The sequence below is a fragment of the Streptomyces sp. col6 genome, from assembly GCF_008042035.1.
In the GTDB taxonomy this organism is placed as follows: Bacteria; Actinomycetota; Actinomycetes; order Streptomycetales; family Streptomycetaceae; genus Streptomyces.
In genome coordinates this window covers 685,377-709,736 of record NZ_RDBL01000002.1, presented here as the reverse complement: position 1 = coordinate 709,736, position 24,360 = coordinate 685,377, and the positions used below count along the sequence as shown (strand labels likewise).

The 24,360-nt window shown below is 72.2% G+C and carries 19 protein-coding genes and 1 pseudogene; 7 read left to right on the top strand and 13 right to left on the bottom strand.

Going from position 1 to position 24,360, the window contains the following annotated elements:
* Positions 1–17: 17 nt before the first annotated feature.
* Positions 18–1,211: a PP2C family protein-serine/threonine phosphatase gene (locus tag EAO73_RS03255; protein WP_147969922.1), complete on the top strand. Its 1,194-nt coding sequence runs from the start codon at positions 18–20 to the stop codon at positions 1,209–1,211.
* A gap of 21 nt (positions 1,212–1,232) precedes the next feature.
* On the opposite strand, the gene EAO73_RS03250 is transcribed toward EAO73_RS03255, so the two are convergent.
* The 3 genes from EAO73_RS03250 to EAO73_RS03240 form a co-directional block, all read right to left on the bottom strand.
* On the bottom strand, positions 1,233–3,266 hold the full coding sequence (locus tag EAO73_RS03250) for a CocE/NonD family hydrolase (RefSeq protein WP_147969921.1): 2,034 nt from the start codon (positions 3,264–3,266) through the stop codon (positions 1,233–1,235).
* A gap of 35 nt (positions 3,267–3,301) precedes the next feature.
* Positions 3,302–4,615, bottom strand: a complete 1,314-nt coding sequence (locus EAO73_RS03245) for an ATP-grasp domain-containing protein (protein WP_147969920.1) — start codon at positions 4,613–4,615, stop codon at positions 3,302–3,304.
* Positions 4,616–4,678: 63 nt separating this feature from the next.
* Positions 4,679–5,110, bottom strand: coding sequence for a hypothetical protein (locus EAO73_RS03240; protein ID WP_147969919.1), 432 nt, complete (start codon positions 5,108–5,110; stop codon positions 4,679–4,681).
* Between the two features lie 168 nt (positions 5,111–5,278).
* On the opposite strand from EAO73_RS03240, the gene sigJ reads away from it, so the two are divergent.
* A complete protein-coding gene (sigJ, locus tag EAO73_RS03235) occupies positions 5,279–6,247 on the top strand; it encodes an RNA polymerase sigma factor SigJ (protein WP_147969918.1) in 969 nt (322 codons plus the stop codon).
* On the opposite strand, the gene EAO73_RS03230 is transcribed toward sigJ, so the two are convergent.
* Complete coding sequence (locus EAO73_RS03230) at positions 6,229–6,753, bottom strand: DUF488 family protein (RefSeq protein ID WP_147969917.1); 525 nt, start codon at positions 6,751–6,753, stop codon at positions 6,229–6,231. The two genes, sigJ and EAO73_RS03230, sit on opposite strands and share 19 nt — an antisense overlap.
* Positions 6,754–6,765: 12 nt before the next feature.
* Positions 6,766–6,972, bottom strand: a complete 207-nt coding sequence (locus tag EAO73_RS03225; RefSeq protein ID WP_147969916.1) for a DUF2945 domain-containing protein — start codon at positions 6,970–6,972, stop codon at positions 6,766–6,768.
* 131 nt (positions 6,973–7,103) lie between these two features.
* On the opposite strand from EAO73_RS03225, the gene EAO73_RS03220 reads away from it, so the two are divergent.
* Positions 7,104–7,874: a uracil-DNA glycosylase gene (locus tag EAO73_RS03220; RefSeq protein WP_147969915.1), complete on the top strand. Its 771-nt coding sequence runs from the start codon at positions 7,104–7,106 to the stop codon at positions 7,872–7,874.
* 33 nt (positions 7,875–7,907) lie between these two features.
* Here the strand turns inward: EAO73_RS03220 and EAO73_RS03215 are convergent, their stop codons facing one another.
* Entirely contained in the window at positions 7,908–8,681 is a 774-nt protein-coding gene (locus EAO73_RS03215) for a VOC family protein (RefSeq protein WP_224756155.1), read from the bottom strand.
* Positions 8,682–8,909: 228 nt separating this feature from the next.
* Between EAO73_RS03215 and EAO73_RS03210 the strand changes: the two genes are divergently transcribed.
* The 3 genes from EAO73_RS03210 to EAO73_RS03200 all read left to right on the top strand — a co-directional run bounded on the left by EAO73_RS03210 (position 8,910) and on the right by EAO73_RS03200 (position 12,496).
* A complete protein-coding gene (locus EAO73_RS03210; protein ID WP_224756154.1) occupies positions 8,910–10,382 on the top strand; it encodes a hypothetical protein in 1,473 nt (490 codons plus the stop codon).
* Between the two features lie 220 nt (positions 10,383–10,602).
* Entirely contained in the window at positions 10,603–11,217 is a 615-nt protein-coding gene (locus EAO73_RS03205; protein ID WP_147970008.1) for a DUF4232 domain-containing protein, read from the top strand.
* A 307-nt stretch (positions 11,218–11,524) separates the two neighbouring features.
* Positions 11,525–12,496 (top strand): aldo/keto reductase, encoded by a 972-nt coding sequence (locus EAO73_RS03200; RefSeq protein WP_147970007.1) that lies wholly within the window; start codon positions 11,525–11,527, stop codon positions 12,494–12,496.
* A 108-nt stretch (positions 12,497–12,604) separates the two neighbouring features.
* Here EAO73_RS03200 and EAO73_RS03195 read toward each other — a convergent pair.
* The 7 genes and pseudogenes from EAO73_RS03195 to EAO73_RS03165 form a co-directional block, all read right to left on the bottom strand.
* A pseudogene (locus tag EAO73_RS03195) lies at positions 12,605–15,373 on the bottom strand (molybdopterin-dependent oxidoreductase); the annotation flags it as partial.
* A gap of 210 nt (positions 15,374–15,583) precedes the next feature.
* Complete coding sequence (mnhG, locus tag EAO73_RS03190) at positions 15,584–15,937, bottom strand: monovalent cation/H(+) antiporter subunit G (RefSeq protein WP_147969914.1); 354 nt, start codon at positions 15,935–15,937, stop codon at positions 15,584–15,586.
* Complete coding sequence (locus EAO73_RS03185; RefSeq protein ID WP_147969913.1) at positions 15,934–16,254, bottom strand: monovalent cation/H+ antiporter complex subunit F; 321 nt, start codon at positions 16,252–16,254, stop codon at positions 15,934–15,936. Before EAO73_RS03185 ends, mnhG begins: the two co-directional genes overlap by 4 nt.
* A complete protein-coding gene (locus EAO73_RS03180; RefSeq protein WP_147969912.1) occupies positions 16,251–16,895 on the bottom strand; it encodes a Na+/H+ antiporter subunit E in 645 nt (214 codons plus the stop codon). The genes EAO73_RS03185 and EAO73_RS03180 overlap by 4 nt, the downstream gene beginning before the upstream one ends.
* A complete protein-coding gene (locus EAO73_RS03175; RefSeq protein WP_147969911.1) occupies positions 16,892–18,547 on the bottom strand; it encodes a Na+/H+ antiporter subunit D in 1,656 nt (551 codons plus the stop codon). Before EAO73_RS03175 ends, EAO73_RS03180 begins: the two co-directional genes overlap by 4 nt.
* On the bottom strand, positions 18,544–19,164 hold the full coding sequence (locus tag EAO73_RS03170) for a Na(+)/H(+) antiporter subunit C (protein WP_147969910.1): 621 nt from the start codon (positions 19,162–19,164) through the stop codon (positions 18,544–18,546). Before EAO73_RS03170 ends, EAO73_RS03175 begins: the two co-directional genes overlap by 4 nt.
* Positions 19,161–22,073, bottom strand: a complete 2,913-nt coding sequence (locus tag EAO73_RS03165; RefSeq protein ID WP_147969909.1) for a Na+/H+ antiporter subunit A — start codon at positions 22,071–22,073, stop codon at positions 19,161–19,163. Before EAO73_RS03165 ends, EAO73_RS03170 begins: the two co-directional genes overlap by 4 nt.
* A 318-nt stretch (positions 22,074–22,391) precedes the next feature.
* On the opposite strand from EAO73_RS03165, the gene EAO73_RS03160 reads away from it, so the two are divergent.
* Positions 22,392–24,360: nitrate- and nitrite sensing domain-containing protein (locus tag EAO73_RS03160; protein WP_147970006.1), on the top strand; the 1,969-nt coding region annotated here is incomplete at its 3' end.

Sequence of the window (24,360 nt, the reverse complement as noted above, 5' to 3'; positions counted from 1 at the left end):
GGACGGGTGATACCCCCATGACACACTCCCCCACCAGTGACGGTGAGAGGTTGCTGCACGGGCTCCTGGCAGAGGTGCACGCCACGGCGCCGACCGATCTGCCGGCTCTGGTGAACCGGTATGCGGGACTGCTGGGCCTGCGCCGGGTCGAGATCTACATCGTCGACCTCCAGCAGCAGCGCCTGACGCCGCTCTCGGGCGAGGCGCAGCTGCGTGTGGACGCGTCCCTGGCCGGGGCGGCCTACCGCTCCCTGGCGCTGCGCGTCGAGACGACGGACACCGAGACGCTGATCGCCTGGCTGCCGCTGGTGGACGGGGTGGAGCGGCTGGGGGTCATCGGTGTCCAGGCGGACACACTGGACAGGACGCTGCTGGAGCGGTGCGGCAGCCTGGCGTCCGTCCTGGCGATGGCCATCACGTCGAAGCGCGCGTTCAGTGACCGCTTCGTGCAGCGGGCCCGGACCGAGACGATGACGCTGCCCGCCGAAATGGTTCGGGCCCTGCTGCCGCCGCGCGCGGTCGGCGAGGACCGCGCGCTGTCCACAGCGGTGCTGGAGCCGGCGTACGAGCTCGGCGGCGACGCCTTCGACCACTCGCTGACGGAGTCCACGCTGCACGCCGTGATCCTCGACGCGATGGGCCACAACCTGGCGTCCGGGATGACCAGCGCGATCGCGATGGCCGGCTGCCGCAGTGCCCGGCGCAAGGGGTCGGGGCTGCGGGAGCTCGTCAAGACGGTCGACCATGTGCTGGCCGAGTGGCTGCCCGACCAGTTCTGCACCGGCATCGCGCTGCAACTGGACATGTCCAGCGGCATTCTGAGCTGGATCAACTGCGGTCACCCGCCGCCGCTGCTGATCCGGGACAACCGCGTCCTGGACAACGCCCTCGACCGCCCCGGCGAACCGCCCATGGGCACCCCGGGAATGATCTGCGGCGCGGAACGGGTGCTCCACGAGGTGCCCCTGGAGCCGGGGGACCGCATCCTGCTGTACACCGACGGCGTGACCGAGGCCCGGATGGCGGACGGCACCCAGTTCGGTCTGAACCGGTTCACCGCCTCGATCATCCGGGCCACGGCTGCCGGAGAACCCGCGTCCGAGGCTCTCCGGCAGCTCATCCACAGCATCCGGGAGTACCAGCACGACCGGCTGAGCGACGACGCCACGATCATGATGCTCGAGTGGCGCCCCGGGCCGCCTACGGCCTAGCGGCCGCCCGGCGGACGGGGCTCAGAGGCTCGCCCTCGGCACGCTCTCGTTCCAGGTGCGGGAGAAGACCCGGCGGCCGTCCTCGTAGCCGTCGAGCGTGGCATCCACGTGGAACGCGGTGTCGTCCGAGGTCAGCAGGGTGCGGGTCTCCACGCGTACATCCCAGCCGGTACGCCGGAACCGCATGGTCCAGGCGGACTCGCCGCCCACCGAGCCGAAGTCGTCCGCGACGGACGTGTACCTCTCGCAGGCCCGCAGCCCCACCTCGATGCCGTTCTCCTCGAACCGCTGGAGTCCCCGGTCCTTCACGATGTCGAGCGCCGACCGGTAGTCGACCAGGTTCCTCGACACGTTCCACGCCTGCTCGGGCTCGGTCAGCTGGGTGACCTCGGGCGGCGCGCACCCCTCCGGCTCGCCGAACGGCACCGGAGGCACCGCGTCGGGCGCCTCTGCCGGGCGGACCGGCAGTGTGAGGCGGCTGCCGCTCTCGTACACGCTGAGGCGGGCGGGTGCGGCGGCGGGCCAGACCAGCGGCCAGTACGAGGTGGAGAGCGAGAGCCGGATGCGGTGCCCCGCCGGGAAGACCTGTGCGACACCGTTGAGCGGAACCCGCACGGCGTACTTCTCACCCGGCTCCAGCCGCTCGGGCCGGTCGGCGCCTGAGCGGTGGGCGAGGTTGAGCACACCGTAGGTGACCCGGGTGGCCCGGCCGTCGGGGGCCACGTCGGACAGCCGCACCGCCACCTGTCCGGTCTCCCGGGACGAGGAGACCAGCAGCTCCACCGAGGGGGCGCCGAGGATCTCGACGCGTTCCTCCAGCGGACCGGTCTCGAAGACCAGCGAGCCGCCGTCCTCCTCACGCTGGTCGTAGGGCAGGTCCGGCGGGGCGTTGTACGAGGCCCATTTTCCGGCGAACTGGCCGACGGACAGCGGTGACTGCACGGTGTGGACGCGTTCCTCCGTCCCGGTCGCCGCTGCCTCGCCGCACACGATGCCGCGGTCGCGGAGGGGGTGCGGCACTTCCTCGATGTGCGGGGAGGGCCAGCTGGGCTCGCCCACCCATCGGCCGGGCCGTTCCTCGTAGGAGGTGGAGGGCGGCACGCTCTCCTGCATCCAGGCGCGGATCATCGGCCCGTCCATGACGCCGTTCTCGACGCCTTTGAGCCAGTGGTCCCACCAGCGGACGACCTCCTGGAGGTAGCCGATGGCCGGGCCCGGCTCGCCCAGGTGGGGCAGCTTGTGCGACCAGGGCCCGATGAGGCCCTTGCGGGGGACGTCGACGCGGCTCAGGAGCCGGGTGACGGCGTTGGAGTAGCCGTCGGCCCAGCCGCTGGAGGCGAGTACGGGACAGCGCAGCGCGCCGTAGTCCTCGCTGAGCGAGGCGTGCCGCCAGTAGTCGTCGCGTTCCTGGTGGCGCAGCCATTCGAGGACCCAGGGCCGGGCGGAGTCCAGCCGTTCGTGCCACATGTCCCGCCAGCGTCCGCCGACGGCGGCGGGGTCGGGCGGGCAGGTGGAGTAGGCGAACATGGTGCCCGCCTCGGCCAGGTTGTCGGAGAGCATCGCGCCGCCGACGTAGTGCATGTCGTCCGCGTACCGGTCGTCGGTGAAGGACGCGATGACGATGGCGCCCAGGCTCGGCGGGCGGCGGGCGGCGACCTGGAGTGCGGCGAACCCGCCCCAGGAGATGCCCATCATGCCGGTGTTTCCGTCGCACCAGGGTCGTTCGGCGAGCCAGGCGAGCACTTCCTCGGCGTCGCGCTGCTCCCGTTCCAGGTACTCGTCGAGCAGGACGCCCTCGGACTCGCCGGTCCCCCGTACATCGACGCGTACGCAGGCGTAGCCGTGGCCGGCGATGTACGGATGGTGAATGGCGTCGCGGGTGGAGGTCAGGTCGTTCTTGCGGTACGGGACGGCCTCCAGTATGGCCGGGACCGGTTGGCGGTCGGAGGTGATGGGGCGCCAGATCCTGGCCGACAGCCGGACCCCGTCCGACATGCTGATGGTGACGTGGTCCTCTTGGCCTACCTCGTACGGCAGTCGGTCGACATGTCGCATACCTGTGTACTGCTCCTTCCTCTTCGCGGCCCTGTTCACGACGCCTTGACGTCGTGGCCGCCCGGTGCGGTGTCGTCGAAGGCGAGGCCGAGTGCGGCGACGCACCGGTCGAACTTGCGCCGCAGGCCCTCCTCGTCGTCCGCGCCGGTGAAGATGTGCGCGATCTCGTAGCTGTAGCTGTCCTGCTGGGGAACGGTCGAGAGCTTCTGCCCCTCGGACGGCACGATGTCGATGCGCACCCCGGGGTTCTCCCGTTCGATGGCCGCGATCCGCTCGGGGCCGGGGACCTCGCGGACCGTTCCCTCGCCGAACCAGCGGTAGTACCACTTGGCGGCCATGCGGTACGGGCCGCCGCCGCCGGGCACCACCGGGTCCTCGCCGAGGGCGAGGCGGATCATCCGGTGGTGGTTGGGGACGCCGTCGACGAAGTGGAAGAGTTCCGCGTGGGACTGGGAGTGCCTGGGGTTGATCTCCAGCAGGCTGACCTTCCCGGTCTTCGGGTCGTAGAAGTACTCGATGCTGAAGGTCGCGGCGTCCATCCCGATCTGCCGGATGGTCCGCTCGCTCACCTCGTGCAGCCGGTGGATGACCGCCGGGGGCAGGGTGCTGGGGTACTGGTGGCGTAGGAAGCATGGCGAGTCGGGGTAGTTGATGGAGTCGAGTACCCCGTAGACGGTGACCTCGCCGTTGTTCGCGTAGCCCTCGACGGCGACCTGGATGCCGGTCATGGCCTCCTCGGCAAGACACACCTGACCGCCGACGCCCCGCATCTCCGGTGGGAGGTCGAGGAGTCCGAGGACCGCCTCGAAGGGCTTGCCGACCCGGCCGATCCCGGCGCGTATCTTCTCGACGGCGGTACGGAACTCCGCCATGTCCTCGACCCCGTAGGCGAGTTCCGACGAGTACGCGAGGGCGGGCTTGAGCCACATGGGGAAGCCCACGCCCTCGGGCGGCCGCGGGTCGTCGGTGTCGAGGTCGACCCGGCCGAAGCGGGGCAGGGCGTCGACGGCCTTCCGCTGCTCCAGTCGGCTCCAGTACTTGTGCTCGCACTTGACGACGGATTCGAGGCTGGTGGTGCGGGTGCCGTACGCGCGGCCGAGCATCGGTACGAGGGTGCTGACGGGGAAGTCCCAGTAGCCGACGATCGCGTCGATGCTGCCCTCGTGCGCGTCGAGGACCGCGCGGGCCCGGTCCATCAGCTCGTCGACCGACACCTCACCGCCCTGCAACTCCTCGATGGTCAGCAGGGGGTGGAAGCGGTAGGTGTCCGCGTCGGGGACGGCGTTCAGGGTCGGCAGGTTGGCCTCGTCCAGGCCGAGCACGAAAACGTTCTTGCGCTGGGGGGACACGCGTCGTCCTTTCGTGGGGTCCACGACGCGTACCCGACATCGACAGGATCAATGGCCGGCCCGCTACCCCCGTGCCGCCCGCCGGAGCATCCGGACGAACAGCGCGTGGCCCAGGGCGACCGTGCTCAGGCCGAACATCAGGACGCCCAGGGGGACATGCCAGGCCGCCTCGTGCGCGATGCCCAGCACCACCTGGACCGAGGCGAGTACGAGGAAGCCGGTCGCGTACAGGATCGGGCGGGGTGAGCCGCCGCCCGGCCGCCAGGCCAGGACCGCGGCGAGCACATAGAGCATGGACGCGCCGTACATCACGCGGGCCCCGATGCTGTGCAGCAGCTCGCCGTGGGCCGAGAGCAGGAGCCCGGCGGTGACCGCCTGGAAGAAGATGGCCAGGGTCTGCAGGGCGAGCGAGACCTCGACGAACGTGGTCCGGCCCGGTACCGCCGCCGTGCCGGGTACGGGCCTGGTCGGTGCTGCCGTCGTCGGTGCGGCCATGGCGCGGTCCTCTCTTATGCCTCACGGCGGTGGATCGGTACTGTCTCGACGGTCCGACGACGCAGCTCCGCGGAATGTGAGGCCGGGTCCGCCTCACATTCCGGCGCGCTGCTCCGTCGAACCGTCAACAGGGGAATCGGACGACGAGAACCAGGGACGGTCACGCGGATGAGCACACCTTCCGAAGCGGAGCACGAGCGGTCCGAACCGGACCTGAGCGCGGTCATCGGCGAACGCCGGCAGCTGATGAACCTCGCCTACCGGATGCTCGGTTCGGTCGCGGAGGCGGAGGACGCCGTACAGGAGACGTACGCCCGTTGGTACGCCATGTCACCGGAGCGGCAGCAGGCGATCGAGTCGCCCGGGGCATGGCTGACGACGGTGGCCAGCCGGGTCTGCCTCGATGTACTGGGCTCGGCGCGGGTCAGGCGCGAGCGCTACGTCGGCGAGTGGATACCGGAGCCGCTGCCCGAGCGCTCCGAGTGGGTGGGCGGGCACACCGACGGCGGCCGGGACGAACCCGCGGACCCTGCCGACCGGGTCACCCTGGACGAGTCCGTGAACATGGCCTTCCTGGTCGTACTGGAGTCCATGACACCGGCCGAGCGGGTGACGTTCATCCTGCACGACGTCTTCCGCTACCCCTTCGCGGAAGTCGCCGACATCGTCGGCCGCAGCACCCCCGCGTGTCGGCAGCTCGCCGCGTCGGCCCGCCGGCGCCTGCGGGACGCGCGGGCCGAGACGGGCCCGGCGGCCGGGCAGGCGGCACTGGTGCGGGAATTCAAGGAGGCGTGGGAGGCGAAGGACATCCGTGCGCTGGTGGGCCTCCTGGACCCCGAGGCATCGATGATCACCGACGGGGGTGGCCTGGCCGGCGCGGCGCTGCGTCCGGTGGACGGCGGCGAGCGCGTCGCCCAGTACCTCTGCCACTTCGCGGAGAAGGCGCACGGCCTCGTGCTGCTGGAGCGGACGGTGAACGGCAGGCCGGGGCTGGTCGCCCAGCACGCCGGGGTCACGGTCACCGTGGCCGCGTTCGGCCTCGCGGGGGACCGGGTCCACCGCATCTGGGCGGTGCGCAACCCGGAGAAGCTCCGGCCCTGGCCCGGTCGGGGCGGGGCTCAGTCGTGGGGCGGATAGGTCAGCAGGCCGTCGCGGACCCGCGCGTCCCCGTTCAGGACCGCGGGCCGGGTCGACGTGTGCGACATGATGTCGACGAGCTCGGCGCCCGCGACGATCAGTGCGTCGGTGATCAGCCGGCGGTGGCAGCGCCACGGCACGGCCTCGCTGCACATGATCGCCGGACGTTCGTGCCCGGCGAGTTCCAGTAACTCGTCCAGCCCTTCCCGGAAGGCGTCGGTCGCCATGTAATCGGCGTAATCACGGAAGGCCTTGACCCGCCAGAAACCGTTCGGGCTCTCCACACCTTTCGGGGTGTGGCGCCTGCCTCCGAGCTTCGGCAGCCACCGGTATCCGATATCGGAAGGCAGGGAATCGATGATGTGCCGCTGATTCCATTGCGGAAGTTTCCGCGACGACGGGTACGAACGCACGTCGGCCAGCAGGGTGACGTCGTTCCGGCGGAGCAGGTCCACCAGTTCGCCGAACTCCCGCGTCGAATGGCCGATCGTGCAGATCCGGTTCACCGCGCCGCCCTGTCAGACCTTCTTCAGCGCACTGCCCTTGTGCATGGCGAGGTGACCGGTCTTGTCGCTCTTGATCTCGTACTGCGGTTCCTCCTTGCTGCAGTGCCGGGTGCGCCCTTTGAATTCGACGTCGTGGGTGTGTTTCCCGGTGATGACGCCTTCGACGTGGCCCGCTTCGGAGTTCCATCGCACATGGTCCCCGACGGAGAAATCCTTCATGGTCCGGCTTCCCTTCATTTCTCGTCGTGGCCATGGTGCCATCCGCCCTGGGTACGCTCATTTCGAACCGTCCGCCGCCGGGGCGGACGGCACCTTCCATACGTCGGCCGGGACGTGAAAGCGGGTCGCGCATGTGTACCGCCGAGGACTACCCCGTACGGTCCGCTGCCCGTGCCCGTACGCTCGCCGGCCTCGACGAGCGGCTGGTCCGGTGCCGCGCCTGCCCGCGCCTGGTGGAGTGGCGGGAGGAGACCGCCCGCGTCAAGCGCCCCGCGTTCCGCGACTGGGAGTACTGGGCGCGCCCCGTACCCGGATTCGGGCCCGCCGACGCCTCTTTGGCGATCACGGGACTGGCGCCCGCCGCGCACGGCGGGAACCGGACCGGCCGGATGTTCACCGGCGACCGGGCCGGCGACCTGCTGTACGCCACGCTGTACGAACTCGGGCTGGCTTCGCGGTCCACGGTGACGGACCTGGACGACGGTCTGGAGCTGTTCGGGGTGAGGGTGACGTCCCCCGTGCACTGCGCACCGCCCGCCAACCGCCCCACGCCGGGCGAGCGGGACACCTGCCGGCCCTGGCTGGCCCGGGAACTGGAGCTGCTGCGGCCCACCGTGCGGGCGGTCGTCGTGCTCGGCGGCTTCGGCTGGCAGGCGACCCTCGCGGCCCTGGAGCGGGCCGGTCGGCGGGTGGACCGGCCGAGGCCGGTGTTCGGCCACGGCGCCCGTACGGTACTGGCACCGGCCGACGGGGCGAACGACCCGCTGACGGTGTTCGGGTGCTACCACGTCAGCCAACGCAACGTCTTCACCGGGCGGCTCACGCCGACGATGCTCCGCCAGGTGCTGGCCGAGGCGGCACGGACGGCGGGGCTGCCCGTCCGACGGCCGGGACCGGAGTGACCCGGCCGCACGGCGGCATACCGCGCGCCGGTGTCAGCCGGCCCGCGGGCTGAGGGTGAACAGCCCGCCGTCCGGGTCGCGCAGGGTCCGCGAGGGCCCCTGCTCCGGCCCGGGGCTGCTGCCGCCCGCCGCGAGGGCGGCGGCGACCGCCCGCTCCACGTCGTCCACGGCGAAGTTCACCAGCCAGCGCGGGCGCAGGTGGGCGTGCGGGGAGGTGTGGGCCGCTCCCCCGCGCAGCGACACGGCCTCGCGTCCGGCCCGCTCGACCAGGACGTGGCCGGGGCCGTACGCGACGGCGATCTCCGGCTCGGCGGCCCAGCCGAAGACCTGCGCGTAGAACACCGCCGCCTCGGACACGTCCCGGGTCCGCAGGTCGAGCCTGGAGGGGGCGGCGCCCGCCTGCCCGTACACCCAGGCGAGCGTGGGACCCTGCCAGAAGCCGAAGGCCGCCCCGTCCCGGTCCGCCGCGAGGCCCGCGCGCCCGTCGCCGAGCGCGATGGGGCCCACCGCGAGAGTGGCGCCGCGCTCCTTGATGCGGGCCGCCGTCACATCGGCGTCCCGTACGGCGAAGTACGGCGTCCACACCGAGGCGGGCGCGAGGCCGGGCCGGCGGGCCCCGATGCCGGCCACCGGGGAACCGTCCTGCGACGCGACGAGGAACTGACCGCCCAGCAGACTGGGCCGGAACTCCCAGCCGAGCACGGCCGTGTAGAAGGCGGTGGCGGTCGGCAGGTCACCGACCATCAGGTTGACCCAGCACGGAACACCCGGCGCGGGCACCACATGCTCCGCGGCAGACGCAGACATCAGCTCTCCTCCACAGCCACGTTCCGCACCGCGCCCGGCCCGGCGGCGTGAGCCCGGACGGCGGCCCGTGCGCGCGGGTGAGCTTGCGGTGGGCAGGGACGGCCCCTCCCGCCACGGCGCCCAGGGAGGCCGACGGCCGGTAGAGGGCACGGTGCGCGGTGCCGGTGGTGTGCCGATGGAGCAGCCCTTGAGCGGGAGGGAACCCCGGGCCCGGTCCGGTGCGTCACCATGATCATGCCGAACATCGACGTCACGGACCTGGACGCCCTCGGTTCCCTGTGGGACGAGATCCGCGAGGAGTACCAGGACGCCCGCAACGACCGCTACGACGAGGCCGCGCTGGACTGCGCGGCCCGTCTCGCCGGCGACCCCGCCGGCACAACCGCCTCGGTGTGGACGCTCGGGCTGGTCCTGCTGGCCCCCTACCTCGCGACCAGGCCGGGCGACGGGGTCGCGCCCCGGGTGACGGCCGCGCTGCGGTCCGCCGAGGCGGCGCTGCGCGAACGGCCGTGCCCGCACGACTCCCACCCGTACCGGGACCATGACGCGGACGGCGACGAGTACCTGGCCGAGCTGGCGGGCCTGATCGGGGACCCCTCGCGGGAGTGGGAGGAGGACCGGCCGCGCGAGGAGTGGCTGTGCCCGTGGAACGCGGCCGGGTTCGCCCGGATCGCCCTGGACATCATCGAACCCGGCTCGGTCGCGGACGTACCGCCGCGCCTGCCGCTGGAGGCCGTGAGCACCACGGCGGAACTCTCGGCCCTGCTGCACGGCTACCCGAAGCCGTGGACGGACGTGAACGACGAAGTAGCCTGGCAGGCGTGGGGCCTCACCACCGCCGCCCCCGAGGACCGCGCCGGACACCTCCTGACCGTCAGGGCCGTGACCTGGTACGCCGTCTCCGGCATGGTCCGCAAGAAGTCCGTGCTCGACGACCTGGTGGAGGCGCTGGAGAACGCCCTGCCGTTCTTCGCCGGCGCCTCCTGCGCGCACGGGCACCACGCCGAACTGCCGCGCAGCGGACCCGACGCGGCGGAGCTGGGAGTCATGCTGAGCAGCCACGGCGGGCGCCGCCTGTACGAGCGGCGGCACGTGGCCGGGCGCACGGCCGCGCTGGACACGGTGGTGTGCCCGGTGTTCATGGCGGAGGTCGCCGAGGAGTCCTTGAAGCTGCTGCGCGAGCGGCGCGAGATCCTGTTCGGCGAGCGGGACACCTCGGGGCTCGACACCGAGTACCTGGGACCGGACGGACGGCTCGACATCGAGAAGATCGTGGACCGGCTCGCCCCGGGCAGCCGGAACAAGACGTACGCGAACGATCTCGGGCTGTGGGCGTCCCGGCGGTACGCGCGGGCCGAGGGGCGCGAGCGCACGGTGCTGCTGCTCACGGCCTGCCGGGCGCTCGCGAACGCCTACCCGGCCCCGCCCGTGCCGGTGGCCCGCGAGGTCCTGGCGCTGCTGCGGTCCGTGGCCGCCGCGCCCCGGCCGGCCGAGTGCGGCCACGACGGCGGGCACCCGGCGTTCCGGGGCGCGGCGTTCCGCACCGGCCTGCCGCACTTCTACGCGCCGGACGCGTTCCCGCCCGAGGGTGAACTCCTCGGCCCGGAGGCATGGATGTGCCCGGGGTTCGCGGGAGCAGTGGCCGAGGAGTGCGTCGGCGACCTGGAGGGTCTGGGCGAGGACGAGGGTGAGGATGAGTGACGGCGGGGCGCCGGGGGCGAGCGTAGAGGTCCGCTCTCGACGACGATTTTGCGAATTCATCAGGTTCGGAGCGCCGGAAATCGAGCAGGCGTCCGTTATGGGCTCACTATCTCGCACCACCGCCGCCCCTGAACCGTTCGCGCACGCGCCTCGTCCGCGAGGCCGCGGGACAGCCGGGAGAGGGCGCGGGCTCCGCCGGCGCCTCCTCGTACCCGTGGCGATGATGTCGCTCGCCCTCGTCGCGGCCGGCTGCAACGACGACGGCTCCGCGTCGGACACCTCGGCCTCGCCCGCGGCGCACGCCGGGTCGACGGCCCCCTCGCAGACGTCGGCGCAGCCCTCCGCCCCCGCCCCCTCGGACCCCGCGCCCTCGGACTCCGCACCGCCGGCCTCGTCACCTCGGGCGAGCAGCGGTTCCGACGCCGACGCGGCCGGTCCCGGCCGGTGCACGGCCAAGGACCTGGGCATGGGTGTCAAGCAGGGCGACGGAGGTGCCGGGCAGGTCTACTACGAGCTGGGCTTCGTCAACAAGTCCTCCCGCTCCTGCGTCCTGAACGGCTTCCCCGGCGTCTCCCTGATCCAGCGGGACGGCAGCGTCATCGGCGCACCGGCCAAGCGGGACGGCGCCGCGCACGGGTCGACGGTGATCGCCCCGGGGAAGACGGCGCACGTCGTCCTGCACACGCTGAACCAGGGCATCGCGGACGGCGGCTGCTGGAAGCGGGCCGACTATCTGCGCGTCTACCCGCCCGGCTCCAAGGAAGCGCTCACCCTGCGCGAGCCGCAAGTCCGCATCTGCGGCGGCCGGTTCACGACCACATCGGTCGAGCGCTGACCTCGGCCGGAACCGGCCCCGAGGGTTCCGCCCGAAGACTGCCTTCGGCAGACCGACGGTGGAAAGAGGCAGGCATGGCCCTCGCCCGGTGGGTGGAGTACCCGCCGGAGGCGCGGCGGCACGGCTTCGCGACCCGCTCTCCAGCGGCGCTCCGGTGCGTGGGAACACCATCGGGGCGGTGCACGGGTCCGGCGGCGGCCGGGCTCGCGGCATCGCTCCGCCCCGGCCGAACCGGACGGAACCACCCCACGCGATCCTCCCCTTCCGCGTGGGGTCGTCCCGTTGCCGTCAGAGAGGACCACCGCACATGAAGACCAGGACCATCGGGCACCTCGATGTCTCCGCCGTCGGCCTGGGGGCCATGGGCCTCAGCCAGGGTTACGGCTCCGGCGTGAGCGCCGAGGAGGGCACCGGGCTCATCCGCAAGGCGTTCGATCTGGGGTGCACGTTCTTCGACACGGCGGAGGGCTACGCCGCGGGTGCCAACGAGGAGCTGGTCGGCCCCGCCCTGGCCCCGATCCGTGACCAGGTCGTCCTCGCCACCAAGTTCTACCTGGGCGGCCCGCTCTCCCCCGCCGAACTCGGCAAGCAGATCCGGGAGAAGATCGACGCCTCGCTGACCCGTCTGCGTACCGACCACGTGGAGCTGTACTACCAGCACCGGGTGCCGGACTCGATCCCCGTCGAGGATGTCGCCGGGGTGATGGGCGAGCTGATCGCCGAGGGCAAGATCCTCGGCTGGGGGCAGTCTCAGGCGACCGAGGAGCAGATCCGCCGCGCGCACGCGGTCACACCGCTGACGGCCATCCAGAGCGAATACTCCATCATGGAGCGCATGTTCGAGCAGGATGTCATCCCGGCCTGCGAGGAACTCGGCATCGGCTTCGTCGCCTTCAGCCCGCTCGCCACCGGCTTCCTCACCGGCCGGATCACCTCCGACGACACCTACCCCGGAGCGGACGTCCGCCGGGTCATCACCCGCTTCGCCAAGGACAACATCCGCGCGAACCAGCCCCTCCTGGACCTGCTCACCGAGTTCGCGGCCGAGAAGAAGGCCACGCCCGCGCAGATCTCCCTGGCGTGGATGCTGCACAAGAAGGACTTCATCGTCCCGATTCCCGGCTCGCGCAGGATCGACCGGGTCGAGGAGAACCTCGCCGCCGCCGATGTGGAGCTGACCGGCGAGGAGTTCGGCCGGATCGAGTCGGCGCTCGCGGGGATCGAGATCCACGGCAACCGCACGGACGAGGACATCGCGAAGCTCCTCATCAAGGAGTGACACCGCAGCGCCGGGGCGGGGCACGGAAACTCGCGTGCCCCGCCCCGGCGCTGCGGTGTCACTCCTTGATGAGGAGCTTCGCGATGTCCTCGTCCGTGCGGTTGCCGCGGTACGCGGGGCGAGGCGGACCGCCCCCAGCTCGTCCAGGCGGCTGTCGAGCCGGCGTCCGTGCCCGCAGAAGTCGTCGTACGAGGAGTCGCCGAAGGCCAGGACGGCGTACCGCCTGCCGTCCAGGGGCGGGAGGTCGGCGGCCGTCAGGGCCTCCCAGAACCCGGAGCCGTTGTCGGGGGCGTCGCCGTCCCCGAAGGTGCTGGTGATCAGGAGCAGGTCGGCGGCCGGCGGCAGGGCACGCGGGTCCGCCTCGTCCATGCCGAGGAGCCGGGTGCGGTGGCCCGTGGCGGTGAGCCGGTCGGCGGTGGCGAGGGCGAACTCCTCGGCGTTGCCGGTCTGCGAGGCCCACAGCACGACCACCTCGCGGCCGGGGGCCCCGGCGGCGGGCGCCGGGGCCGGGGCGGGCTCTCCGGTGCGCGAGTACATGCCGGCCAGGACGCCGTTGACCCAGCGGGCGTGCTCGTCGCTGAAGGGCGCGCCGGGCGGGAGGACGGGGACGCCGGGTGCGCCGAGGGGCAGTCCGGCCAGGAAGCCCACCAGGTACTGGCGCTCGTGCTCGGCGAGGACCGGGGGCGGGGTGGTCTCCAGGCCGAAGACGGCGGCGGTTTCGGGAGACGCCTGGGCCGCGGTTTCGGGAGGCGTCCGGGCCGCCGTCTCCACAGGGGCCGGCACGGGAAGAGGTGCGGCCGCCACCTTCGTCAGGGTCACCGCGCACACCTTGAACTCCGGCTGGAAGGAGACCGGGTCCACGGCGTCGCTGGTCACCGCGTTGACGCTGAGGTATTCGCCGAAGAGGTCGTTCCAGTGGAAGGGGGCGAAGCAGCAGCCCGGGGCCACCCGGTCGGTGACCACGGCGGGCAGCACGGCCCGGCCGCGCCGCGACTCGACCTCCACCGAGTCGCCCTCCGCGATCCCGAGCCGCGCCGCGTCCTCGGGGTGCACCTCGACGAACGGGCCGGGGTTGAGCCGGTTGAGCTTGGCGACCTTGCCTGTCTTGGTGAGCGTGTGCCACTGGTGCTGCACCCGGCCGGTGTTGAGCAGGAAGGGGTAGTCGTCGTCCGGCATCTCGGCGGCCGGTATGTGGGGGCGGGCGAAGAAGCGGGCGCGTCCGCCCGGCCTCGGGAAGACCGGTCCCGCGCCGTCCGGGGCGAGGTAGCGGATGGGGTTGCGGCCGGGCCCGTCGGTGGTGGGAGCGGGCCACTGGACGGGGGCGTCGCGCAGCCGCTCGTACGTCACACCCCGCAGGTCGTAGCCGGTCCGGGGATTCGCCGCCCGCTTGATCTCCTCGAAGACCTCCTCGGCGCTGTCGTACGTGAAGGCGTCCTCGTACCCCATGGCACAGGCGATACGGGCGATGAGCCGCCAGTCCGCGAGGGCCTGGCCGGGCGGCTCGACGGCCGGGCGGGCGAGGGTCAGGTTGCGTTCGCTGTTGACGAGGACGCCCTCCGCCTCGCTCCACAGGGCGCCGGGCAGCACGACGTCGGCGTAGGCGTTGGTCTCCGTGTCGGCGAACACGTCCTGGGTGATGACGAGTTCGGCGGCCTCCAGCGCCTCGATGACCGTGCGGCGGTTGGCGACGGAGGCGACCGGGTTGGTGCAGATGATCCAGCACGCCTTGATGTCGCCGGCCGCCATGCGCTCGAACATCTCGACGGTGCCCCGGCCGCACTCGTCCTTGCGCAGGGTGCCGGGCTCCAGGCCCCACAGCTCCTCGGTGAAGGCCCGGTCCTCATCGTCCAGAAGTGAGCGCTGGCCGGGCAGTCCCGGTCCCATGTAGCCCATCTCACGGCCGCCCATGGCGTTGGGCTGGCCGGTGAGCGAGAGGGGGCCGCTGCCCGGACGGCAGATCGCGCCCGTCGCCAGGTGCAGGTTGATCAGCGCGTTGGTGTTCCAGGTGCCGTGCGTGGACTGGTTGAGCCCCATCGTCCAGCAGCTCGTCCACTCGCCCGCCTCGCCGATCCACCGGGCCGCGCGGCGGATGTCCTCCTCCGGGATGCCGGTGATCTCGGCGACGGCCTCGGGCGCGTAGTCCGCGAGGAATTCCGGCATCTCCTCCCAGCCCTCGGTGTGCCCGGCGACGAAGTCGGGGTCGGTGTGCCCGTTCGCGTGGAGCAGGTGCAGGAGGCCGTTGAGGAGGGCCAGGTCGGTGCCGGGCCGGATGCGCAGGAAGAGGTCGGCCTTGTCGGCGGTGGCGGTGCGCCGTGGGTCGACGACGATCAGCTTGGCGCCGGCCTTGACCCGGTCGAGGAGGCGCAGGAAGAGGATGGGGTGGCAGTCGGCCATGTTGGCGCCGATGACCAGGAAGACGTCCGCGCGGTCGAGGTCGTCGTAGGAGCCGGGCGGGCCGTCGGCGCCCAGCGACAGCTTGTAGCCGCTGCCCGCGCTCGCCATGCACAGCCGCGAGTTGGACTCGATGCGGCTGGTCCGGACGAACCCCTTGGCCAGCTTGTTGGCGAGGTACTGCGCCTCCAGGCTCATCTGCCCGGAGACGTAGAACGCGACGGCGTCCGGCCCGTGCTCGTCGACGATCGCCCGCAGCCGCCGCGCGGTGGACGCGACGGCCTCGTCCACGGCGACCGGCACCGGCTCCGCGCCCCGCTCGGGCCGTATCAGGGCGGTGGTCAGCCGGCCGGGCGCGGCGAGCATGTCGGCGGTCGTCGCCCCCTTGGTGCAGAGCCGGCCGGCGTTGGAGGGGTGGGCCTTGTCTCCGGTCGCCTTGCTCACCGTACGCCGCCCGTCGGGCCCGGACGCGATGTCGAGGACCACTCCGCAGCCCACCCCGCAGTACGAGCAGACCGTACGGACCTGAGTGGCGTCGGCCGACGAGCTCTGTGGGGGCACCGGGGAGACCTTCCGTGAATCGGATCGTGCTCCGACGGTAGGAAGCGGCCGTTACGCCGGTGTGGCCCCGGCGGATCATGGGCGGTAACGCTCGCCGCACACCGGGCGGGCCGCGGGTGTGAGAAGACGGCCCGGTCAGGTCTCCTCGGTGAGCTGTTCGTCCAGGTCGTCGAAGAGCAGTTCCGCGTGGTCCACCTGGCCGGTGCGGTAGGCGGAGCGGGCGACCAGGTGGGCGGCGACCGGGCCCGTCATCAGCTGGAAGAAGCCGATCAGGCCCAGCGTGGCGAGGTCCATGCCGCTGCGCAGCCGCAGCGCCACCCCGGCCAGCACGATCAGCATGCCGAGCGCCTGCGGTTTGGTCGCGGCGTGGCTGCGGGAGAGGACGTCCGGCAGGCGCAGCATGCCGACCACACCCAGCAGGCAGATCGCGGCGCCGATCAGCACCAGCGCCGCGCCCGCCGTGTCGAGGATCTGGAGCCAGACGGTCATGAGGTCCCGCCCCCGTGGTCGTGTGGCCGGCCCGGCGGCCGGTCGCGTACGGCGATGAAGCGCGCGATGCCGACCGAGCCGGTGAAGCCGAGGAAGGCCAGCACCAGCATGATCGGGAAGTAGAACGGGTCCCGCGCGAAGGCGGACTTGGCGCCGAGCCCGGCGATGATGAGCGCGGCGCAGACGTCCAGAGCGATGGCGCGGTCCAGCATCGAGGGCCCGCGCCAGATGCGCGCGAGCAGCAGCGCGCCCGCGACGAGGATCAGGACGACGGCTGCCACGAGCAGCACCCGGTCCACTGTCTGGGGCGCGCTCATGGCCGCTCCTCCTGGTCTCCCGGCCGTGCGCCGGTGTGCGGGGTGTCCGGGGGCAGGGTGGCGACCCGCTCGATCTCGTCGCGGGTGCCGAAGGCCCGGACGGTCAGCTCCTCCAGGCGCCAGACGGAGCGCCGGGCGGCCTCCAGCTCGGCGGGGTCGCCCGCGTCCAGGACGTGCAGGAAGACGGTGGCGGTGGCCCGGCGCACCTCGACGACCGATCCGTCGGGCACGTTCGACACGGTGACGGCGGTCGCGGTGAGCATCAGGTCCGAGCGGCAGCGCAGCGGTACGGCGATGACGGCGGCCCGGCGCGGCTGCCGGCCGTGGATCTGCCGGGTGACCTTCACGCCGGAGGTGTACATGTCGTAGAGCAGATAGCCGGCCAGCCGCAGGATGCCCCAGGGGTGCAGCCGCAGCCCGAGGTCGACCTCGGGCAGCGGGAAGGCCAGGCAGACCGCCACCGCGACTACGGCCCCGGTCAGCAGGTTGGCCCAGTTCAGGCTGGACCAGAGCAGCACCCAGATGACGGTGAGCCAGGCGATCAGCGGCAGGTCCAGCACCCGTCGGCGCCGGCTGCCGAACGCGGCGCTGAACGGCGGCAGGTCCTTGTTCCGGAAGGAGAAGGTGACGAGGCGCTTCACCGGCCGAGCACCTCCTCGATGTAGGGCCTGCGGGCGAGGAGTTCGGCGGCCGAGCGGTCGGTGTACGAGGTCAGCGGACCGGCGAACACGGTGAAGGCGAGGCCCAGGGCGACCGCGGCGGCCGTCGCCCAGGTCATCGGGCGGGGCAGCACGCTGGTGGTGGTGACGGCGTGGCCGTGCAGGGTGGCCGCCACGGCGAGCCCGGCCGGCTGGTGGCGGAGGCGGATGCCCTCGTCGCCGGTGCCGGGCATCCGGTCCGGCCCCTCGTCGGCATCGTCGTCGTCGCTGTCGTCGTCGGACTCCAGGACCGTGCCGGCGGCGGCCTGGCCCGGTGGGGCTGCCCGCCAGAAGGCCAGGTTCCAGACCTTGGCCATCACGTACAGCGTGAGCAGGCTGGTCACGGTCGCCCCGACGACGAGGATCCAGGCCCACACCCCGCCGTCGGCGACACCGGCGCGCATGAGGCCGAGCTTGCCGATGAAGCCGGAGAGCGGCGGGATGCCGGCGAGGTTCATCGCGGGGACGAAGAAAAGGACGGCGAGTGCGGGGGCGGCGCGGGCGATGCCGCCGAGCCGGGTGAGTTCGGTGGTGCCGCCCCGGCGTTCGATGAGCCCGGCGACCAGGAACAGCGTCGTCTGGACGGTGATGTGGTGGACAACGTAGACGATCGCGCCGCCGTACGCGTCCCGGGTGGCGAGGCCGATACCGAAGACCATGTACCCGATGTGGCTGATGAGGGTGAAGGAGAGCAGCCGCTTGAGGTCGGTCTGCGCGACGGCCCCGAGGATGCCGACGATCATCGAGGCGAGCGCCGCCGCCATCAGCAGGTCGCCGAGCCGGTTGCCGGGGAAGAGCAGGGTCTCGGTGCGCAGCATGCAGTAGACGCCGACCTTGGTGAGCAGCCCGGCGAAGACGGCGGTGACGGGGGCGGGGGCGGTGGGATAGGAGTCGGGCAGCCAGGCGGCGAGCGGGAACACGGCGGCCTTGATCGCGAAGACCGTGAGCAGCATCGCCTGGATCAGGGTCTGGACGCCCAGCGGGAGTGCGCCCAGGCGTTCGGCGAGCTGGGCGAAGTTGGCGGTGCCGGTCGCCGCGTACGTCATGGCGATGGCGGTCAGGAAGAGCATCGAGGAGAAGAGCGAGATGATCACGTACGTGGAGCCCGCGCGGATGCGCGGTCCGGTGCCGCCGAGGGTCAGCAGGACGAAGCTCGCGACGAGCATGATCTCGAAGCCGACGTACAGGTTGACCAGGTCACCGGCGAGGAAGGTGCAGGAGACGCCGGCGACAAGGATCAGGTAGGCGGGGTGGAAGACCGCGACCGGGGTCTCCTCGTCCCGGTCGGCCATGCCCTGGCCCAGGGAGTAGACGAGCACGCACAGGGTGACGGCCGAGGAGACCGTCAGCATCAGCCCGGAGAGCCGGTCGGCGACCAGGGTGATGCCGAGCGGGGGCGCGAAGTCGCCGAGGTGCACGGAGAGCGGGCCGTCGCGGTCGGCGGCGATCATCAGGGCGACCGAGAGTCCGAGGACGGCGGTGAGCACGGCCACGCTGATGAAGCGCTGGAACCGCTTGAGCCGGGTGCCGAAGGCGAGGCTGAGACCGGTCGCGCAGAGCGGCAGCAGCACCGGCAGCGGGACGAGGGCGTTCATCCGGTGTCTCCTGGGTTCTGGGGGCCGGGGCCCGTGCTGTGCGGGTCCTCGGCGCTCTTCGCGTAGTCCTCCGGGTCCGCGCCCAGGACGTCGTGCCACAGGTCGCCGGTGGCGTCGCGGCCCCGGGCCTGGAGGGCGCGGTCGGCGCGCAGCCGGGCCCGCAGGCGGCGGCGCTCCTCGCGGTAGGCGCGGCGGGCCTCGGCGCTGCGGTCGCCGTCGGCCCGGAAGCGCGCGCGCAGTTCGTCGCGCTCGTCCAGCACCTCGGCGCGCAGGACGATGCGCCGGTCCTCCAGGTCGTCGTGGACCTCGTCGGTGCCGGTCAGCTGGTGGCCCCGGTAGGCCATGGCGAGCAGGAACGCGGTGGTGGCGAGGGTGATGACGATGGCGGTGAGGGCGATGGCCTGGGGAAGCGGGTCGGTGACCCGGGCGAGGTCGACGCCGTACAGCAGCGGTTCGCGGCCGGCCGACCCGGTGGCGGACAGGATGAACAGGTTGATGCCGTTCCCCGCGATGACCGCGCCGAGCAGGATGCGGGTGAGCGGCCGGGTCAGCATGAGGATGCCGCCGACCGCGCAGAGGACCGCCGCGGTGGCCAGGAGGGAGACGCTGACGGTCACGGGGTCGCCTCCCCCGTCTCCGGTCCCGCGCCCCGGGCGGCGGCGGCCTTCTCGGCGGCGGCCCGTTCGATCTGCCGGTCGATCTTGGCGCCGAGGGCCCGCACGATGTCGAGGACGACGCCGAGGACCAGCAGGTACACCCCGCAGTCGAAGATCACCGGGGTGCCGAATTCGAAGTCGCCGACGAGCGGCCAGTGGCCGTGGTACGTCCAGGCGTGCAGGACCGTTCCGTCGGAGAGGCCGAACAGCGCGACGCCGGTGGAGATGAACAGGCCGAGCCCGGTGAACAGGCCGGGTTGCAGGGGCGCGGCCTCGGCGAGTTCGAAGCGGCCGCCCGCGAGGTAGCGGGTGATCAGGGCGAGCCCCGCGACCAGGCCGCCGACGAAGCCGCCGCCCGGCATGTTCTCGGCGCAGAACAGCAGATAGACCGAGAGCACCAGGATCGGGTGGAACAGCAGCCGCGTCACCACTTCGAAGACGACGGACCGGTGCTCGGGGGCCAGCGTGGCACCGGCCGCCAGCCAGCCGCGTTCGGGCGCGCCCTCGTCGCCCTGCGGCACCCCGGTCAGCGGTTCGGCGGTCACGGACCAGGCGGTGTGCCCCCGTACCTCCGCGGGCGCCGCCGTCCCCTCGGCGCGGCGGTGCAGGTAGATGAGGCTGGTCACGCCGACCGCGGCGGCGGCGAGGACGGCGGACTCCCCCATCGTGTCCCAGGCGCGCAGGTCGACCAGGATCGTGGCGACGACGTCCTTGAGGCCGTGGTGCGCGGTCTCCTCGACCATGGAGGCTCCCGCCGGGGGCGCGGTGCGCGCTGCGGCGGCGACCCAGACCACCACGCCGAGGGTGGCCGCGGCGGCCAGGGCGACCGGGATGCGCACGGCCCGCCGCCACGGGCTCACCGACTCCTGGAAGTGGACCGGCATGCGCCGCAGCACCAGCACGAAGACGATCATCGACACGGTTTCCACGCAGAACTGGGTGAGCGCCAGGTCCGGACCGCCCTGGACGACGAACAGCAGCGCGGTGCCGTATCCGGTGAGTCCGGCCAGCACCACGGCCTTCATGCGCCGTCTGACGGTGAGGCAGAGGATGGCCGCCGCACAGGTGAGCGCGGCGACAGCACCCTGGAGCGGGACGTCCCAGAGCCGGGGTGCGGCCGCCCCACGCCAGGGCTGGTCCACGACGAAGACGGAGAGCTGTCCGGCGAGCATCACCAGCAAGGTGGTGGCGAGGTACACGGAGAGCGAGCCTCGCTGGACGAAGCCGGTGGCCTGGAGGGAGAGGCGTTCCAGGCCCAGGAGCAACTGGCCGAAGACGCCGTCGGCGGTGGGCCAGGCGACGCGCCGCGAGAACCGGGTGACCCGGTCGCGCGCGGCGAAGAGGACCGCGCCGCCCAGGGTGGCGACGGCCGAGAGCAGCAGGGCGGTGCCCCAGCCGTGCCAGAGGGCGAGGTGGTACGGGTGGGCGGGGGCGGGGAAGGCGTCGGCGTAGGCGCTGAGCAGCCGGTCGGTCCATCCGACGCCGGGCCCGAGCACCAGGCCGCAGACGGCGAGCGCGGCGGGCGCGGCGAGGAAGGCCGGGCCGACCCGGTGCACCGGGGTGTCCGCGACCCCCGGTTTGCGGAAGAAGCCGCCCCAGACGAACCGGGCGGTGTACGCGACGGTCAGCGCCGAGCCCGCCACGGTGATGCCGAGCGCCCAGCGGTCCGCCGTGTCGCCGTGCAGCAGCGCCTCGAACGCCGCCTCCTTCGCCGCGAAGCCGAGCAGCGGGGGCAGGGCGGCCATGGAGAGGGCGGCGAGCACGGCGACGGCGCACACGTGGGGCAGCGCGCGTCCCACACCGGAGAGCTTGCGCAGGTCGCGGGTGCCGGCCGCGTGGTCGACGATGCCGGTGACGAGGAACAGCGGGGCCTTGAAGAGGGCGTGGCCGAGGATCATGACGGCGGCGGCCAGTGCGGCGTCGCGGTTGCCGACGCCCGCGAGCAGGGTGAGGAAGCCGAGCTGGCTGACGGTTCCGTAGGCGAGGACGATCTTGAGGTCGTGGAGTCTGAGGGCACGCCAGCCGCCGAGGAGCATCGTCGCCGCGCCGAGGACCATCACCACGGGCCGCCAGCCGGGCACGTCGGCGAAGGCGGGGGCGAGCCGGGCGACCAGGTAGACCCCGGCCTTGACCATCGCGGCGGCGTGCAGATAGGCGCTGACGGGGGTGGGCGCGGCCATGGCGTTGGGAAGCCAGAGGCTGAAGGGCCAGACGGCCGACTTGGACAGGGCCCCGCACAGGATCAGCAGGACGGCGACCTGGACGGCGGTGGTCGCCGGGGGCGGGTCGGCGAGGATCGCGGAGATCCGGTAGGTCCCGGCCTCCTGACCGACGATCAGGAAGCCGACCAGCATGGCGAGGCCGCCGAGCGTGGTGACCGTCAGCGCCTGGAGCGCGGAGCGTCTGCTGTGCCGCTGCTCGCTGTCGTACCCGATGAGCAGGTACGAGAAGACGGTGGTCAGCTCCCAGAAGACGTAGAGCGAGATCAGGTCGTCGCTGAGGACGAGGGCGAGCATGGCCCCGGCGAAGGCGAGCAGGTTCCCGGCGAATCCGGCCAGGTTCGGGGTCGCGTCGCTGAAGTAGGAGGCGCAGTACAGCAGGACGAGCGTGCCGATGCCGGACGCCAGCAGCACCATGAGCTCGGCCAGCGCGTCCAGGCGCAGGTCCACGGAGACGCCGTAGTCGGGCATCCAGGCCCACGACCAGTCGACCGAGGAGCCGGCGGCGGCCGTGTCCCACTGGGCGAAGGCCCAGCAGGTGGTGGCGGCGGGCGGCAGCGCGAGGACGAGGAAGGCGCGCACCCCCAGCCGTCGCACCAGCGGACGCGCGAAGGCCGCGAGGACGAAGTGGCAGACGATGAGCGCGGTCATACGACGGCGCGGCGGGGCGCGGCGGCGGGTGACGGGGTGCGCGGGACTGCGGAACGGACAAGGAGCACTGAATACAGATATATCCCCGGTCGCGCTTCACCCGTACGGCGCGCCGCGACCGGGGCCGAACGGCGGGTCCGTGATCAACCTGTGTGTGACCGGTGTTGCACATGTGAGCCCAGTTCCACTCCGTTTTTGCACTGTGACTAATATCTATCCGTCCTGGTTCTCAACGGATTTGACCAGTCATGAGGCTGGCATCACGTCAAGGAGCATGCCCTGCGCACGCGCGCGTCACGGCGTAGCAGCTCGACCACCATGTCGCTGCGGACGGCCCTGCTCGTACTGGCCGTCGTCCCCGGTGTAGCCCTGGCAGCCCTCTGGGCCGTCACCAGTGGTCAGACCCTGCTCGACTTCCAGAGGCAGGCGGCCCAGGGGCAGTTGGCCCAGAAGGCCGGCCAGCCGTCCAACATCGTGTACTACAACCTCCAGGAGGAGCGCCGGCTCAGCGCCGAGGCGCTGGCCCGTGGCGGCGGTCCCACCGACGCGCTGCGCAAGCAGCGCAAGCTGACCGACAAGGCGATCGACGGCTTCCAGTCCCTCTCGGACATCGCCACCGACGACGCCCCCGGCGAGGTGCGGGACGCGGTGCGTTCGGCCCGTACGGCGATCACCCAACTCCCGGCGCAGCGCACGCTCGTCGACGAGGGCGACAACGACCAGCAGAAGGCCGTGTACGGCTACTACACGGACCTGATCGCCGTGGACCTGAAGCTGTTCACCGCGCTCAGTCACGTGGACAACGGCCGGATCACCACGCTCTCGCAGCCCCTGGTCGGCCTCTTCTGGGCCAAGGAGATGATCTCCCGCTCGGACGCCCTGCTCGCCCGCGGCTGGACCAGTGGAAAGCTGAGCACCGCGGATCTCAGGGAGGTCCGGCAGGCCGTCTCCGGCCAGTCGCTCCAGTACTCGACGCAGATCGTCCCCTTCCTTCCGGCGGACGAGCGGGCCAGGTGGCAGGAGGTCTTCGCCGGCTCCGCCTGGAAGGCCAAGACCCGGGTGGAGAACCAGGTGCTGCGGCCGGCCGACCCGGACCGGGCCGGCTTCGTCACGCTGGGCGCGAAGGAGGCGGACTGGCGCGGCGCCATGGACGAGGTGACGCCCCAGCTGGTGAAGCTGATGGAGCAGCGCACCGACGGTGTGGTCGCGGCGGGCAAGGACAGCGTCATCTCGCTGCTGATCAAGGTGGTCGTCACCACGGTCGTCGGCCTCGCCGCCGTCATCGCCGTCATCTGGTTCACCTGGCGCCTCTCCCGCACCCTGCGACGCCGGATCAGCCGGCTCCAGGAGCGGGCCGAGGAGCTGGAGCGCGCGCTGCCCGACGTCGTCGAACGGCTCGGCAGGGGCGAACGCATCGACGTCGAGTCCGAGGCCCGCGCCATCGGGAACGACGGCGAGAGCGGTACGTCGGACGAACTGGCCCAGCTCGGCAACGCGCTCGACCTGGCCCGCACCAGCGCCCTGCGCGCCGCCGTCGAACAGGCCGACCAGCACCGCGGCTTCGAGCGGCTGCTCCAGCGCATCGCGCGCCGCACCCAGCAGCTGATCGGCCAGCAGCTGAAGAAGCTGGACGAGCTGGAGCGCAAGCACGAGGACCCGGAGATCCTGGACGGCCTCTTCGACCTCGACCACCTCACCGCCCGCCTCCGGCGTTACGAGGAGAACCTCGTGATCCTCGCGGGCGGCTCCCCGCACCGGCGCTGGCGCAAGCCCGTACCGCTGCTGGACGTCATGCGGTCCGCCCAGGGCGAGGTGCAGGACTACCAGCGCGTGGTGCTGGACCTGGACGGTGCCCCGTGGATCGCGGCACGGGCCGTCGGCCCGGTCTCGCACGTCCTGGCGGAGCTGATCGAGAACGCCCTCACCTTCTCCAGGCCGCCCAGCCCCGTCGAGGTCAGGGCGGCCCAGGTGAGCCGGGGCCTGGCCATCGAGGTCGAGGACCGCGGGCTCGGCATGGAGGAGGACCAGCTCGCCGCGGCCAACGAGCTGATGAGCCGGCCGCCCCGGATGGACGTGCTGGCGCACGCCGACGACATCCGGCTGGGCCTGTACGTGATCGCGCGCCTCGCCGCCCAGCACGGGCTGCGGGTGGAGTTCCGCCACTCGGCCTTCGGCGGCACCCGGGTCGTCGTGCTCGTCCCCGACGCGCTCACCGTCCCGGGCCCGCACTCCGGTCCGGTCGCCGTCCCGGCCCCCGCGGCCGAGGACACCGCCCCGGCACCGGCCC

Coding starts and splice junctions, on each gene's coding strand:
- EAO73_RS03255 (WP_147969922.1), top strand. CDS start 18: ATGACACACTCCCCCACCAGTGACGGTGAGAGGTTGCTGCACGGGCTC.
- EAO73_RS03250 (WP_147969921.1), bottom strand. CDS start 3,266: ATGCGACATGTCGACCGACTGCCGTACGAGGTAGGCCAAGAGGACCAC.
- EAO73_RS03240 (WP_147969919.1), bottom strand. CDS start 5,110: ATGGCCGCACCGACGACGGCAGCACCGACCAGGCCCGTACCCGGCACG.
- sigJ (WP_147969918.1), top strand. CDS start 5,279: ATGAGCACACCTTCCGAAGCGGAGCACGAGCGGTCCGAACCGGACCTG.
- EAO73_RS03225 (WP_147969916.1), bottom strand. CDS start 6,972: ATGAAGGATTTCTCCGTCGGGGACCATGTGCGATGGAACTCCGAAGCG.
- EAO73_RS03220 (WP_147969915.1), top strand. CDS start 7,104: ATGTGTACCGCCGAGGACTACCCCGTACGGTCCGCTGCCCGTGCCCGT.
- EAO73_RS03215 (WP_224756155.1), bottom strand. CDS start 8,681: ATGTCTGCGTCTGCCGCGGAGCATGTGGTGCCCGCGCCGGGTGTTCCG.
- EAO73_RS03210 (WP_224756154.1), top strand. CDS start 8,910: ATGATCATGCCGAACATCGACGTCACGGACCTGGACGCCCTCGGTTCC.
- EAO73_RS03205 (WP_147970008.1), top strand. CDS start 10,603: ATGATGTCGCTCGCCCTCGTCGCGGCCGGCTGCAACGACGACGGCTCC.
- EAO73_RS03200 (WP_147970007.1), top strand. CDS start 11,525: ATGAAGACCAGGACCATCGGGCACCTCGATGTCTCCGCCGTCGGCCTG.
- mnhG (WP_147969914.1), bottom strand. CDS start 15,937: ATGACCGTCTGGCTCCAGATCCTCGACACGGCGGGCGCGGCGCTGGTG.
- EAO73_RS03185 (WP_147969913.1), bottom strand. CDS start 16,254: ATGAGCGCGCCCCAGACAGTGGACCGGGTGCTGCTCGTGGCAGCCGTC.
- EAO73_RS03175 (WP_147969911.1), bottom strand. CDS start 18,547: ATGAACGCCCTCGTCCCGCTGCCGGTGCTGCTGCCGCTCTGCGCGACC.
- EAO73_RS03165 (WP_147969909.1), bottom strand. CDS start 22,073: ATGACCGCGCTCATCGTCTGCCACTTCGTCCTCGCGGCCTTCGCGCGT.